Origin of the sequence: Nocardia brasiliensis ATCC 700358 (assembly GCF_000250675.2) — a bacterium.
Lineage (GTDB): Bacteria > Actinomycetota > Actinomycetes > Mycobacteriales > Mycobacteriaceae > Nocardia > Nocardia brasiliensis_B.
This window is the reverse complement of the sequence record NC_018681.1, coordinates 6,475,845-6,490,079: the sequence shown is the minus strand read 5'-3', so window position 1 is coordinate 6,490,079 and position 14,235 is coordinate 6,475,845. Positions and strand designations below refer to the sequence as shown.

Below are 14,235 nucleotides of genomic sequence, written 5' to 3'. Positions count from 1 at the left end.
GGCGTCACAGAGCGTTTGTACGGTTCACAGGGGCTGTAGTCCTTGTGAAGGGTGCGAAAGGTCTGTGGGTGTCTGCCTATCTGTCGCTTGGTACAGACCAGTCGGCCTGCTTCGCGCCTTCCTGAGCGGTTTGGAGCCCCCGGAGTTCCAGTAGACAGGGCGATTCGGCAGGGGGCGACAGGTTGGTGAGCCTGCGGCCCAGGCGTGCTCGGCGTTGGTGTGCGTGTTCAGTGACTTCGCACTCGTTCTGGGTTGTCGCACCCGGTATGGCATGGCTTAGCGGGTGCGGAAGGCAGAAGGGGTGCGGCTGGTCGGGGGTGTGGCGCGGGATCGTGCGCGTTCCGTTCGGGGCCTGGGCGTCAGTCTTGGACGAAGGCGTCCAGGAGGGTGCGGTAGAGGATGGCGAAGCGTTTGCGGGCGGCTTGTTGTTCGGGGTTGAGGCCGTTGTCGAATTCGGGGGCGTAGACGACGAGGTGGAGGTCTTCCTCCGGGGGCGCGGGCATGAAGTCGATGATCTGACTGCCTTGGTCGGTGACGTTGGGGACACCGAGATCGACGGTGCCGAGCGCTTTGGTCTCGGCGAGCGCGGCGGTGAGCACGTCGGCGGGGATGTGGCCGTTGACCTGGGTTGCGGGCGTGTCCGGACCGCGTTGCGGCGCAACGGCATCGGGGATCCGTACGGCGCGGCCGTCACCGAAGACCTGAAGCTGCGGACGCAGATCGATGCGCGGCTGCCAGGCGTTCGGGATGGTGGTGAGGGTTAGCAGCGCCATCGGTGCCGAAACCGGCGGGTGCGAACTCGGAAGCGCGGGGGAGTCGACGCTCGGATCCGCACCCGCGGTGCCCATGCTCCCGGCAAGGCCCACCAGGACGACCAGCAGTGCTGCTTTCAGACCACGCATCAATTCACTCTCTGCCGCTGCTGCGCACCGGTGATCCGATCGGCCCACCACGCAACCGATCCCGGCACCCGACACCATCGATGAATGCCGTACACCGATTATCCAATGCGGACACCCACCCCCGCACCCCAGCAGCCCTTTTCCCACCCGATCTGAACCAGCTTCAGCCGCACCACTCTTGGCACACCGGCTACACCCGGACAACCAGCGCGGACCTGTCGGCTACGCGACGAGAGTGAGGTGTGTGCGCCCCGGATCCGGGCCGGTCCAGTGTGCCCACGAGCCTGCTCCAGCAGGCCACCTCCGCGGGAACATCGCAGGGTGCGCGTGGCCCAGCACGGTTCAGAACTGTTGCTGGGCTGGGGAACTGGCTCAACGCAGGGCAGGGGGATTCGAGAGGTCGGGGGCGGCGTAGGTGTCGCAGGCTTTGACCTGGCCGGTGCGGTAACCGGTGAGGAACCACTTCTGGCGCTGCTCGGAATCACCGTGGGTGAACATGTCCCGGTTCACGCGGCGGTTGGACGCACGCTGGATGCGATCGTCGCCGACCGAGGCGGCAGCGGACAACGCGTCCTTGATGTCGTTCTCCGACAACGGCTTCAAGAACGGCTGACCGCCGCCGGGCGCAGGCGTCTTGTCGGCGAAATGTGCCCAGATCCCGGCATAGCAGTCGGCCTGCAACTCGGTGCGCACCGCACCCGAATTCGCGCCCCGCGGATCCTGTTGCGCGCGACCGATATCGCCGAGCTGATTCTGGATGTGATGGCCGATCTCATGCGCCACCACGTACTCCTGGGCGAGCGGCCCACCGCTGGAACCGAAACGGTCCACCAACTCCTGGAAGAAGGTGACATCGAAATAGGCGGTGCGGTCGGCCGGGCAGTAGAACGGGCCGACATCGCTCGTCGCGTTACCGCAGCCGGTCGCGGTCGCACCGGAGAACAACGTCAGCTTCGGCTGCGCGTAGCGCGTGTTGGTCTGCTTGGGCAACTCCGACGACCACACCGCATCCAAACTCTGCGCGGTCAACACCACCCGGCAGTCGACATACTTGTTGGCATCCGCGCCGGTCTTGCAATGCGCGGGCGTACCCGCGGTACCCGGCTGAGTCTGCTGCTGCTCCTCCGACCCCGTGAACTGCCCCAGAATCGAACCGGGATCACCACCTAGCAACAAAGTGAGCACCAGCACGATCAACCCGCCGGCGCCACCGCCGAGCGCGATCTTGCCACCCATACCCGGACCACCGGAAGACGCCCGATCCGGATCGATCTGCATGCCCTCGTTGAAGGTCATCGTCGTCGCTTTCTGTGTTGTTGGCCGCGCGGGCGCGGCGTTGTTCGCGGCCCTCTGCTTCAGCATCGCGGAGCGATTCAGTGAGGGGTGGCGGTCGGGTGGCGGGTGGGCCTCGCTTCTCAGCTGTCGAGACTCGCGCCTTCGGCGCATGCGCTTCGACAGCTGAGAAGCGAGACGGCCGCGAACGGGTCGCTCGTCGGGCTCGCTCCGTGGCGGTTGGGTTCGGGGGTTATGTCGCGCCTATTCGCTGCGCTGTAGGCGGGGTGGGGTGATCTCGTTGAGTTGTGGTTGTGGTTGTGGTCGAAGGTTTGTGAGTGGTTGCGTGGGTTGAAACGGCGCTATTTGGGTCGCGCGGTGTACATGCTGATCGGTCGGGTCGGGGCTACACGGTCAAGGTGTTCGGGTGGTGGGTCGGTCAGGTCGTGCCCGTGAGACCAGGTGTGCGGGTTGGGTTGTGCGGTCAGGCGGGTGGTGGCCGGTTGGGTTGTGCCGGTGAGACCAGGTGTGCGGGAAGTGGTCGGTTGGGGCGTGGCGGTGAGCCGAGGGTTCGGGTCGTGCATTGCGGTCGGTGTTCAGGTGTTGATCGGTCGGGTCTCGGCTGCACGGTCGCGGTGTTCAGGTGGTGATGGGGCAGGTCGCAACGGTGACGGTTCGGGTCGTGATCTGTTGGGTGGCGCCGGTGAGGTCGAGGGTGTTCGGGTGGTGATTGTCGGGGCTGGGGTGGTTGGTGTCGAGCGTTTCGGGTGTGGTGTCGGCCGCGGCGGGGCCCGCTCGCGGGTGGTCGGGGTAGGGCTGTCGGTTCGGTTATGCCCGGATTCGGGGGCTGGAATCGGGGGCGGGAGTCTAGGCGAATACAGCTTGGCACGGGTCTGGTCGGATCGGTTTCCGCTCGGCGGATGTGTCTCACTACGATGGGAGCGCACCTGGTCGTATCGTGCCGGTGCCGGAGTCGTCGAAAGGAACCCTGTGCTGCGCACCCACTTGGCTGGTTCGCTGCGAAGCGAGCACGCCGGTCAGACCGTGACCCTCACCGGATGGGTGGCCAGGCGGCGCGACCACGGTGGCGTGATCTTCATTGATCTGCGCGATGCGTCGGGTGTGGCGCAGGCGGTGTTCCGGGAGGGCGCGCCGGCGGAGCAGGCGCACCGGTTGCGCGCGGAGTACTGCGTCCGGGTGACGGGCGTGGTGGAGCTGCGGCCGGACGGCAACGAGAACCCGGAGCTGCCGACGGGCACGATCGAGGTGAACGTCACCGAGCTCGAGGTGCTGAACGAGAGCGCGCCGCTGCCGTTCCAGCTGGACGAGCAGCCCGGCGAGGAAGCCCGGCTCAAGTACCGCTACCTCGACCTGCGTCGGGAAACCCCCGCGCACGCGATCCGGTTGCGCTCCAAGGCCAATGCCGCCGCCCGCGCCGTGCTGGCGGACCACGAGTTCGTCGAGGTGGAGACGCCGACGCTGACCCGCTCGACTCCGGAGGGCGCCCGCGACTTCCTGGTCCCCGCGCGGTTGCAGCCGGGCAGCTTCTACGCACTGCCGCAGAGCCCGCAGCTGTTCAAGCAGCTGTTGATGGTCGGCGGCATCGAACGCTACTACCAGATCGCGCGCTGCTACCGCGACGAGGACTTCCGGGCCGACCGGCAGCCGGAATTCACTCAGCTCGACATCGAGATGAGCTTCGTGCGCCAGGACGACGTGATCCTGCTTGCCGAGCAGATCCTGGCGGCGCTGTGGAAGCTGGTCGGCTACGAGATCCCGACGCCGATCCCGCATATGACCTACGCGGAAGCCATGCGCCGCTTCGGTTCCGACAAGCCGGACCTGCGTTTCGGCATCGAGATCACCGAGTGCGCGGAGTACTTCAAAGACACCCCGTTCCGGGTGTTCCAGGCCGAATACGTCGGCGCGGTGGTCATGCCGGGTGGCGCGAGCCAGCCGCGCCGCCAGCTCGACGCCTGGCAGGAGTGGGCGAAGCAGCGTGGCGCGAAGGGCCTGGCGTATGTGCTGGTCAACGAGGACGGCACGCTCGGCGGGCCGGTCGCCAAGAACCTGAGCGACGCCGAACGCGACGGACTGGCCAAGCATGTCGGCGCGGTACCGGGTGACTGCGTGTTCTTCGCGGCGGGTCCGGCGAAGGCGCAGCGCGCGTTGCTGGGTGCGGCGCGCGGCGAGATCGCTCGCAAGGTCGGCCTGATCGACGAGAGCGCGTGGTCGTTCGTGTGGATCGTGGACGCGCCGATGTTCGAGCCGGCCGCCGAGGCGACCGCGAGCGGCGATGTGGCGCTCGGTCATTCGGCCTGGACCGCGGTGCATCACGCGTTCACCTCGCCGAAGCCGGAGTCGGTCGACAGCTTCGACACCGACCCGGGGTCCGCCCTCGCCTACGCCTACGACATCGTCTGCAACGGCAACGAGATCGGTGGCGGCAGCATCCGCATCCACCGGCGCGACGTGCAGGAACGCGTGTTCAAGGTGATGGGCATCAGCAACGAGGAGGCGCAGGAGAAGTTCGGCTTCCTGTTGGACGCCTTCGCGTTCGGCGCACCGCCGCACGGCGGCATCGCCTTCGGCTGGGACCGGATCGTCGCACTGCTCGCCGGACTGGACTCGATCCGCGAAGTGATCGCGTTCCCGAAGACCGGCGGCGGCGTCGACCCGCTGACCGACGCCCCCGCGCCCATCACCGCGCAACAGCGCAAGGAAGCAGGACTGGACGCCAAGCCCGCGCCGAAGCCCGAGCAGGCCGCGGCCAAAGCGGAGTAGATCGCTGCGGGCGGTGCGTGATCCGGCTCGGTGATCGCGCCGCCCGAGCGAGACGGGTGCCGCCCTACACGAGGGCGGATCGGGGCGCTGCGTCTATTCGCGCGGACCCGTGTCGCTCGACAGGAGGGCGGCCTAGCGTGCGGTGTGCCGCGTCGCCGGAGCAATGCCGGTGTGGCCTGACATAAGGGCGGTCGGGGGAGCGGGTGCACCACACCTGCTCGCACGGGATCCGTGTCGCTCGAAACGAGTCTGGTCGGCGGGCAAGGTGCGTCGCCTCGCCCGTGCGGACCGTGCTGCTCGACACCAGACCCGCTGGCGTGCGGCGTGTGCCGCGTCGCCGGAGCGGGACTGGTGCGCCCGACACGAGGTCGGTCGGTGCGCAGAGTGCGCTGTGTCGCGCGCGCGAACGGTACCTTCTGGTCAGTTCGATCCGTTGCCTTCCTCAGGTGGGCACCGACCAGAGGAAATCCGTTGTTGCACTTGCGCATGATCAGCCCGCCGGAGTCGACCGACGACGTGTTGTCGGTGCTCGCCGCGAACCCGGGCGCCACGCATGTGACGTTGGCGCGCGGGGTCGCGCTGGAACCGGCCGGCGACCTGATTCAAGCCGACGTGGCTCGGGAAGCGGCCAACGACGTACTCGAGGAGCTGACCGCGCTCGGCATCTGCAAAACCGGCGGAATCACCTTGGGCCCGGTCGAGACCGTGCTGTCCGAGGCGGGGGATCGGGCGGTCGAGGAGGCGCCGGGGGATCCGACGGACGCGGTGGTGTGGGAGGAACTGCTGGCGCAGGTACACGAGGAGTCGACGCTCAACTCGAGCTTCCTCGCGTTCCTCACCATCGCCTGCCTGCTCGCCGCGGTGGGTGTGGCCACCGATTCGCCGGTGACGATCGTCGGCGCGATGGTGGTGGGTCCGGAGTTCGGTCCGCTGGCCGCGTTCGCGGTCGGCTTGGTGCTGCGGGATTTCCGGCTCGCGCGACGTTCGGCGCTGGCGCTCGCCATCGGATTCCCGGTGGCGATGCTGGTCACGCTGGTGGCGACCCTGCTGTGGGAGCAGTTCGGATGGATCACGCTGCACGGAGTGGAAAGCATCAAGAACGTCGACTTCATCTATGAGGTCGGGCCGTTCTCGCTGGTGGTCGCGCTGCTGGCGGGCGCGGCGGGCATGCTTTCCCTGGTGACTGCGAAATCGGCCGCGCTGATCGGGGTGTTCATCTCGGTGACAACCGTGCCCGCGGCCGGATTCGCCGTTGTCGCAGCGACTTTGGGGGAATGGCACGTCGCGTTCATGTCCGCGGGTCAGTTGGCGGTGAACCTCGCGGGCATCGTGATCGCGGGTGTGATCGTGCTGCAACTGCGCCCGCACGCAGGCAAAGCGGCGGGCCCGGTCGAGCGTTTCAAGCACTGGCTCGGCATGCGAGCGGTGGGATCCACTGAGCCCCCGCGTCTTTCACAGCGGTAGTGCGTGCGGTGAAAAACGCGGGGACACTGCGGGATCAGAGCGCGGCGACGACACCGCCGGTGAGGGTGCGGTAGGCGTAGGTGACGGCGATGACTGAAACCGGACCCGCGATCAGCAATCCGAGACCGCAGAGCAGCGCGCCGACGAACGTCACCAGCAGCACCGACAGGGTGAGCAGCAGCACCGGCCAGATGTTCGCGATCACCAGCATCGCACTGGACTTGATCGCCTCGAACGGTCCCTCGTTCTGGTCGACGACGAAATGCAGCGAGAACATGCACAGGATGCCGACGACCAGACCCGGCAGCAGGCAGGCGGCGGACGCGATGCAGGTCAACGCGAACGCGAGCAATGCGGTGAGCAGCACGTTGCCCGCATTCACGAAACGGAAGTACGAGCCGAAAGATGGCTTGGTGCCGTCGGTTTCGTACAGTGCGCCGCGCACCATCGCCGCCTGGAGCAGCCACACGCCCGCGAGTACCGCGAGGAAGACGAGCAGCAGCGGCAGCATCGACGTCGGGTTCGTCAGCTGCACGATCACCACGAATGCCAGATAGATGACCAGGCCACAGGCTACGACGGCCAGCCACGGGCCGAAATTCGAGCGGAACCGCTCCCAGCCGTAGCTGAGCGCCTGGCCGACATCGAGCGTACCGGGTGCGGTCGCAGCCTGCTGATATCCGTAGACCGGCTGGTCGGGCGGCAGTGCGCCGGGCGGCGGCGCCATACCGGGCTGGGCCGCGTACTGATCCGGCGGCCCGTACGGCGTACCGGTTCCAGGCGGGCCGTAACTGGGTTCCACAGGCTGCGGTGAGGGCGTTCCGGGTGGGCCGTAGCTCGGTTGCGGGGTCTGTTGCGGCGGCGGTCCCGACGGACCGTAACCCGGCTCCTGCGGGGGCGTTCCAGGTGGTGCGTATCCCGGTTGCGCGGACTGCTGCGGGGGTGTTCCGGAGGGCGCGTAGCCCGGTTGCCCGGATTGCTGCGAGGGCGTTCCAGGTGGTGCGTAGCCCGGTTGCGCGGACTGCTTCGGGGGTGTTCCGGAGGGCGCGTAGCCCGGTTGCCCGGATTGCTGCGAGGGCGTTCCGGACGGCGCGTAACCCGACTGCTCGGATTGCTGCGGGGGCATTCCGGTTGGCGCATAACTCGACTGTGCGGATTGCTGTGCCGGCGTACCAGGTGGCGGCGCGTAACTCGGCTGCGCGGACGGTTCCGCCGGATCGTGGCTCGACTGCTGCGGCGACGCACCGCCCGACTCGTAGCTGGGCTGTTGCCGAGGCGGCATCGGCGGCGCGGATTCGACCGGTTCGCTGCCGTACTGCGCCGCGCCCGGGCCCTCGAACTGCGGGTACCCGGCGGGCCCTGCCATCTCGTGCCTGCCATGTCCGGCGCTCGGTTCCGCGGGCGGCGGAATGGGACTTTCGTGTTGGCCGGACCGCGCTGCGCGGCGCTCGTCGTCTCCGTGATCGGGAGCGTCGCCAGTGGATTCGCGGGGCGGGGGAGGCGGTGTGCCGGTCATGCCATAGACCTTTCCACTCAACTGGTTTGCGGTGTGGCGCAGAGCAGTTGACGATGAGAAAACCTGACGGGTGCAATGGTGTCAAGCAACGAGCCCGCGTTCGGTAACCTCGAGCGAGACACGCCGAACGACGCGGAAAGGTTGTGTAACCGCTCGCTAGAAGTGACCCGATGCGAGTAACTTGAATGGCGATGACCGCACTATTGGCCGAACGCGCCGCCGAAGTCGTGTCCGCAGCGCAACAGTTGCTCACAAAGCGAATGGGTGCTCCGGTAAAGCTGAGCGATCCGATCGAACTCAGCGGTAGTGGTAGAACGACGGTTCTCCGTGTGCGTGTTGCGGAAAACGCCTTCTCGTTGCCGCGCACCCTCATCGTCAAACAGGTTCGCGGACACGCTCAGGACCGCACCACGGGTGGTCTTGCCCCCGGAGTCGCCAGCATCGACTCCGCGTTCCTCCGTGAAGCCGTGTCGTATCAGTTCACCACCGCCTTGAGCCGGGAACACCGGCCCGGTGCCTACCTGATCGCGCACAGCTTGCCGGAACGGTTGCTCATCCTCAGCGACCTCGGCGAGAATTCGCTACTCACGCAGGTGCTGCAGTCCGGCGCCGAACCCGCGACCAGGAACGCGCTGATGGCGTTCGCGCAGGCGCTCGGCCGGATGCACGCCGCCACGGTCGGCCGCGAGGCCGATTTCGTCGCGCTGCTGCGCCGGGTCGACGTGGTGCACCGGGTCGACGGCATCGCGCAGCAGGCCGAATCGGCGATCGCCGAGGTGCCCGGCCTATTACAGCGCGAACTCGGCATCGAGGTGCCCGGCGAGATCGCCGAGCGCATCGTGCGCGGTAACCGGTTGTTCTCTGCGGGGCGGTTCCGCGCGTTCAGCCCGTCGGACCTGTGCCCCGACAACGTCATCCTCAACGAAGAGGGCGCTCGCTTCCTGGACTACGAGTGGGGCGGTTTCCGCGACGCCACACTCGACATCGCCTACGCGCTGGTCTCGTTCCCCGGCTGCCTCTGCGATTTCGAGCTGTCCCGGGAACGGGCCAGTCAGATGGTCGAGGCGTGGCGGTCCGAGGTCGTCGGCGTGTGGCCGGCGCTGGCCGACGACGAGTTGCTGTCGGAACGCATCCTCGAGGCTCGGCTCATCTGGGTCTGGCTGTCGACCTATTGGTTCCTGCCTGCTGACCACGCGCGCATCGCCGCCGCCCGCGAACACGGACTGTCCGTGCCGCGCTCGGAAGCGCTGATCAACCGCTGGGCCGCGCTCGCCGAAGACGCACGGTGCACCGGCGACGACATCATCGGCGACTTCGCCGAGGACGTGTCGGCCATGCTGGAAGAGCGCTGGTCCGAGTAAACCCAACGGCCACCACATAATTGAGGGTTTCCGAGAGCTGCTGTCTCACCGTATCCTGAGCTGTTCACCAGGGTGGGGAAAGAGGTAGCCCGATGAGCGATGTCCTGCTGATTGTCATCGTTGTTGCTGTCGTGCTCGCGGTCGGTGCGGCCGCGGCGGCGCTGGTAGCGCGCGGACGGGCGCGGCGCCGAGCGGCTGCCGAAGATGCCCTCACCCGCGCCCGGCGCAGTGGTAGCGCGCTGAGCGGGGGCTACATGAGCAGCCGAAATCGCCGCCGCCGCAAGAAGAAAGACTTCGCCGACAAAACCATGGGCGGTGCGGGCACCGATCTCGGTGGATCCGGCGGCGGGGGTTGCGGGGGCGGGGGACTGTGAACGTGTTTGTGAGAGGAACAGCCCGATGATCTATGTAGTGGTGGGAATCGTCGTCCTAGCGCTGATTTCAGTAGCGATCGTGCTGGTGCTGCGCCGACGCAGCGCCCACCGAATCGACTCCGGCGACTCCATGACCCGCGCCCGCGCCGCAGGCAGCGCCCTGAGCGGCGACTACCGGCGAGGCCGGCGAAACCGCCGTCTCCGCAAGAAAGACGCCCGCTGGTGGGCCCTCGGCAGCGCAGGAATCGGCATCGGCGGCGGGTGCAGCGGAGGGGACGGCGGCAGCTGCGGAGGTGGAGGTGGTGGTTGCGGCGGAGGCGGAGGCGGCGGAGGCGGCGAATAGCACCGTCGACGCGCAACTCTGCTCGATCACACAGGCACACGGCCGTCGGACACGCGCCGCGTAGCCGCACCGTCAAGTGAGTCGCGAGTCGGCAGCGTCGTCCGCCGCGGTTCGCGGCGGTTGCCGAGCCTGGCTCCCCCGGCTAGCCCGTATCTCCGCGGCGTTCGCCTCCGCAGTTGGTGGCTTGCGGCGGTTGTCTGGTCCGGTTCCAGCGGCCAGCCCGCATTCCCCGTCGTTCACATCCATGGTGTTTCGCGGCGGTCGCTCTCGGACGGGTGGACGGGTCTGGTTCCAGCGACTAGCCCATATCTCCGCGGCGTTCGCCTCCATAGGTTGTGGCTCGTGGCGGTCTGGCTCTGGCGGCTAGCCCGCATCCCGCGTCGTTCGGGTGCATGGTGGTTCGCAGCGGTCGCGCTCGGAGGGCGGATGGTCGACCCTCAGGTGATAGGGGAGGGGCGGGGTTCCAGGCGGCCGCCGGTGGGGACGGCGAGTGAGGTGGCGTGGCGGACTGCGGAATTCGGGTCCGCTACGTCGAGGAGGTAGAACCAGTCCATTTGGGATTGGGCGGGGGTGATTTCCAGTACTCCGTAGCCGTGCGAATCCAGTTCCACGTAGCGCATGTGGTGGTTCACGCCCTTGATCGACTCGGCGATCGGAGCGGAATTCACCTTCAGTAGATCGCCGACACTGGTCGAGGTGACCGAGGGGACGACGAACTCCGCGCCGACGGTGGGACCGCCGGGATAGTTGGCGGCATCGACGGGAAGGTCTGCGGCCCAGGAGGAATGGATGTCGCCGGTCAGGAACACCACGTCGCCGACCTGCTGTTCGGTGATCGCGCGGAACAGCCGCTGCCGGTCCGCGGTGTACCCGTCCCACTGGTCGCCGTTCACGATGACGCCGGACTGCGGCACGCCGAGGGTGCCGGTGATGGCCGCGGTGGTGGCCGGTTCCAGCGGCGGGAAGACCAGCGGCGCGATCATCACCGAATTGCCGACGAGCTTCCACTGCACCGGTGCGGACGCCAAACCGGCGGTGAGCCAATCCATTTGGGCCTTGCCGGTGATCGTGCGCGCCGGGTTGTCCGCCTCGCGCCAGCCCGCGCCCGGCTTCGCCTCTTGATCGCGATAGCTGCGCAGATCGAGCATGGACAACTCGGCCAGGGTGCCGAAGCGCAGTCGGCGATAGATCTGCACCTCGGCGCCGGAGCCCTTGGCGCGCACCGGCATCCACTCCAGGTAGGCCTGCGCGGAGGCGGCCTTGCGGTCGGCCCAATTGCCCTCGGTGACCGGATCGTGGTTGCCCGCGCCGCCGGACCACGAGTTGTCGGCGGATTCGTGATCGTCCCAGGTGCAGATGAAAGGGAGCAATGCGTGCAACGCCAGCAGATCCGGGTCGGTCTTGTACTGCGCGTGCCGAATTCGGTAGTCGGCCAGCGTGACCGTCTCGTTCGCCGGGTCGTGCGGGCGCACGGTCCCGTTGCGGCCGCCGTACTTTCCGCGACCGTATTCGTAGATGTAGTCGCCCAGGTGAACGATGGCGTCGAGGTCGGCGCGCGCGGCCAGGTGCCGGTACGCGCCGAAGTAGCCCGCCTCCCAGTTGGCGCACGACACGACGCCGAACCGCAGGCGCTCCACGGTGGCCGACGTGGCCGGTGCGGTCCTGGTCAGGCCCACCGGCGAGGTCTCGGCGAGCGCGCTGAACCGGTAGAAGTAGTCGGTGCCCGGGGCGAGGCCGGAGACGTCGACCTTGACGGTGTGATCGGAAGACGCTGCGGCAGTGACGGTTCCGGAGGCGGTGATAGTGGAGAACCCCTCGTCGGTGGAAATCTCCCAGCGCACATTCGTCGGTTCGCCCACGCCCGACCCGGGCGCGGCGTCCTCGGACACGGTGACCCTGGTCCACAGGATGACGCCGTCCGGCAGCGGATCACCCGAGGCAACGCCGTGCCGGAACACCGGCGCGGCGGCCGCAGCGGGACCGGCGGCGAAGACCGCCGTCGCGGTGGCCGCCACCGCCGCACCACCCTTGAGCAGGGTGCGGCGCGCAATGGGTCCGAGCTGCACAGAATCTGAAACAGTCACGTTTTCAGCCACGAGTATTGATCACATCCGATCCACGAGCCCCGCGCAAATCGGCTCGCCGAAACGCGCCCAGAACCGCCGTGCCGTGCGGAGAGTCCGTGGAGCTCATCCGCGACGCGGGTCCGCCACCTGGTCGCATGATCACCAGGTAATGGTGGGTGGCATCGGTCGAGGTGTCCGCCACCATTACCTGGTGATCATCTGACCAGCAGCGGTGCTGGTGGTTGTCCGTCTTCGTGGCGACGGATAGCGGGCCGCCACTGGGAATTCGGGCGCTGGATCGCGCGCACCGCCGTTGCGGCGTCGCCACCTGGCGGCGGCCGGAATAGGTCGTGTGATCAGGGGGAAATGGTGGCGGCATCGGTCGAGAGGTGTCCGCCAACAGTTCCTCCTGATCTGTTGCCCAGGTTGTGCACGCGCTGTCGTGCGCGTCCGGCAGGCCGCTGATCCGGGGGCTGGCCGACGGTCCGGCTGCGGGCGGTCCGACGCTGATGGGCGGTCCGACGCGCTGATGGGCGGTCGGACACTGACGGGCGTCCGGCTGATGGGTGGTACTGCGCTGACGGGCGGTCGGGCGCGGTGGTGCGTTCGGCTGGTGTGCGGGGTTGTCGGTGTGGCTGGGTAACGTTGGGAAATGTGAGTGAGCTTCTGCGAGCGAACCGGGGACGCGGCGGTGTATCGCTCGCGACGGGGCCGCGTGTCAGCGAGGCACAGTCGTGAGCGATGGCTTGTTCGACGTGCCCGGAGGTGACGTGCCTGCCGAGCACAGCATCGATACCGTGGTGCGCCGGGACGCCGGGGCCCCGCTGGCGGTACGGATGCGGCCTGCCTCGTTGGACGAGGTGGTCGGGCAGCAGCACCTGCTCGGACCGGGCTCGCCGCTGCGCAGGCTGGTCGAGGGATCGGGGGCGGCTTCGGTGCTGCTGTACGGTCCGCCCGGCACGGGTAAGACGACGCTCGCGTCGCTGATCTCGCATTCCACCGGGCGGCGGTTCGAGGCGCTGTCGGCGTTGTCGGCGGGTGTCAAAGAAGTGCGCGCGGTGATCGATGTGGCGCGGCGCAGGCTGTCGGTGGGCGAGCAGACCGTGCTGTTCATCGATGAGGTCCACCGCTTCTCGAAGACTCAGCAGGACGCACTGCTCGCCGCGGTGGAGAACCGGATCGTGCTGCTGGTCGGCGCGACCACCGAAAACCCCTCGTTTTCCGTGGTGTCGCCCCTGCTGTCCCGCTCGCTGGTGTTGCAGCTGCAGTCGCTCACCGAGGACGACATCCGGCAGGTGTTGCGGCGGGCCATCCAGGATCCGCGTGGCCTCGACGATCAGTACACGGTCTCCGACGAGGCGCTGGACCACATCGTCCGCATCGCGGGTGGTGACGCCCGGCGCGCGCTCACCGCGCTGGAGGCCTCGGCGGAATCCTCGCTCGACGGCACGGTCGGCGTCGAACTGGTCGAGGCCAGCGTGGACAAGGCCGCCGTCCGTTACGACCGCGCGGGCGACCAGCACTATGACGTGATCAGCGCCTTCATCAAGTCCATCCGCGGGTCCGATGTCGATGCCGCGCTGCACTATCTGGCGCGGATGCTCACGGCGGGGGAGGACCCGCGCTTCATCGCGCGCCGGCTGATGATCCACGCCAGCGAAGACATCGGCATGGCCGATCCGATGGCATTGCAGACCGCTACCGCGGCCGCACAGGTGGTCCAGCTGGTCGGTCTGCCCGAGGGGCGGCTTGCCTTGGCGCAGGCCACTATTCATCTGGCGAGCGCGCCGAAGTCGGGTGCGGTGGTCGCCGCGATCGGCGCCGCGATGGCCGATGTCGCGGCGGGTAAGGCGGGAGCGGTCCCGCCGCACCTGCGCGACGGGCACTACGCAGGCGCGGCGAAACTCGGCAACGCCCAGGGCTACCGGTACCCGCACGACAACAAGGACGGCGTGCTCGCCCAGCAGTACCCGCCGGACGAACTGGTCGGCGTCGACTACTACCAGGCCACCGACCACGGCCACGAACGCGAGGTCGGCCCGCGCGTGGACAAACTGCGCCGCATCATCCGCGGTCGGTAGGGCGGCGAACCGGCCGTAGCGAAGGCGTTGCCGTCCCCGCACGGGAGTGCCGCCGTCGGTCGAGACACGGCC

Annotated in this window: 9 protein-coding genes; 5 read left to right on the top strand and 4 right to left on the bottom strand. The window is 68.0% G+C overall.

Annotated elements, in window-relative coordinates; all coding sequences use genetic code 11:
• Positions 1–359 precede the first annotated feature (359 nt).
• Both O3I_RS43070 and ypfJ read right to left on the bottom strand, forming a co-directional pair.
• The gene (locus O3I_RS43070; protein ID WP_051066779.1) at positions 360–902 is read right to left on the bottom strand and encodes a hypothetical protein; all 543 of its coding nucleotides are present in this window, start codon (positions 900–902) and stop codon (positions 360–362) included.
• Positions 903–1,274: 372 nt separating this feature from the next.
• On the bottom strand, positions 1,275–2,198 hold the full coding sequence (gene ypfJ, locus O3I_RS28650) for a KPN_02809 family neutral zinc metallopeptidase (RefSeq protein WP_014986504.1): 924 nt from the start codon (positions 2,196–2,198) through the stop codon (positions 1,275–1,277).
• Positions 2,199–3,164: 966 nt separating this feature from the next.
• Here ypfJ and aspS point away from each other — a divergent pair.
• Both aspS and O3I_RS28640 read left to right on the top strand, forming a co-directional pair.
• The gene (gene aspS, locus O3I_RS28645; protein WP_014986503.1) at positions 3,165–4,958 is read left to right on the top strand and encodes an aspartate--tRNA ligase; all 1,794 of its coding nucleotides are present in this window, start codon (positions 3,165–3,167) and stop codon (positions 4,956–4,958) included.
• A 471-nt stretch (positions 4,959–5,429) separates the two neighbouring features.
• Positions 5,430–6,422, top strand: a complete 993-nt coding sequence (locus tag O3I_RS28640) for a DUF389 domain-containing protein (protein ID WP_081594170.1) — start codon at positions 5,430–5,432, stop codon at positions 6,420–6,422.
• Positions 6,423–6,456: 34 nt separating this feature from the next.
• Here O3I_RS28640 and O3I_RS45065 read toward each other — a convergent pair whose 3' ends face one another.
• The gene (locus tag O3I_RS45065) at positions 6,457–7,788 is read right to left on the bottom strand and encodes a hypothetical protein (protein ID WP_167829089.1); all 1,332 of its coding nucleotides are present in this window, start codon (positions 7,786–7,788) and stop codon (positions 6,457–6,459) included.
• A gap of 341 nt (positions 7,789–8,129) precedes the next feature.
• Here O3I_RS45065 and O3I_RS28630 point away from each other — a divergent pair, with 341 nt between their 5' ends.
• Together O3I_RS28630 and O3I_RS28625 are read left to right on the top strand one after the other, a co-directional pair.
• The gene (locus O3I_RS28630; protein ID WP_029899096.1) at positions 8,130–9,299 is read left to right on the top strand and encodes a phosphotransferase family protein; all 1,170 of its coding nucleotides are present in this window, start codon (positions 8,130–8,132) and stop codon (positions 9,297–9,299) included.
• 92 nt (positions 9,300–9,391) lie between these two features.
• Positions 9,392–9,673 carry a hypothetical protein gene (locus O3I_RS28625; RefSeq protein ID WP_014986499.1) on the top strand — a complete coding sequence of 94 codons (282 nt, stop codon included), beginning with the start codon at positions 9,392–9,394 and terminating at the stop codon, positions 9,671–9,673.
• A gap of 780 nt (positions 9,674–10,453) precedes the next feature.
• Here the strand turns inward: O3I_RS28625 and O3I_RS28620 are convergent.
• A complete protein-coding gene (locus tag O3I_RS28620; protein WP_041564497.1) occupies positions 10,454–12,100 on the bottom strand; it encodes an alkaline phosphatase D family protein in 1,647 nt (548 codons plus the stop codon).
• A 716-nt stretch (positions 12,101–12,816) separates the two neighbouring features.
• Here O3I_RS28620 and O3I_RS28615 point away from each other — a divergent pair.
• A complete protein-coding gene (locus tag O3I_RS28615) occupies positions 12,817–14,163 on the top strand; it encodes a replication-associated recombination protein A (RefSeq protein ID WP_014986497.1) in 1,347 nt (448 codons plus the stop codon).
• Positions 14,164–14,235: the final 72 nt, after the last annotated feature.

Bases quoted from the DNA above. Each gene is read 5' to 3' on its own strand.
- O3I_RS28625 (WP_014986499.1), top strand. From the start codon at position 9,392: ATGAGCGATGTCCTGCTGATTGTCATCGTTGTTGCTGTCGTGCTCGCG.
- O3I_RS28630 (WP_029899096.1), top strand. From the start codon at position 8,130: ATGACCGCACTATTGGCCGAACGCGCCGCCGAAGTCGTGTCCGCAGCG.
- O3I_RS43070 (WP_051066779.1), bottom strand. From the start codon at position 902: ATGCGTGGTCTGAAAGCAGCACTGCTGGTCGTCCTGGTGGGCCTTGCC.
- O3I_RS45065 (WP_167829089.1), bottom strand. From the start codon at position 7,788: ATGGCAGGGCCCGCCGGGTACCCGCAGTTCGAGGGCCCGGGCGCGGCG.
- ypfJ (WP_014986504.1), bottom strand. From the start codon at position 2,198: ATGACCTTCAACGAGGGCATGCAGATCGATCCGGATCGGGCGTCTTCC.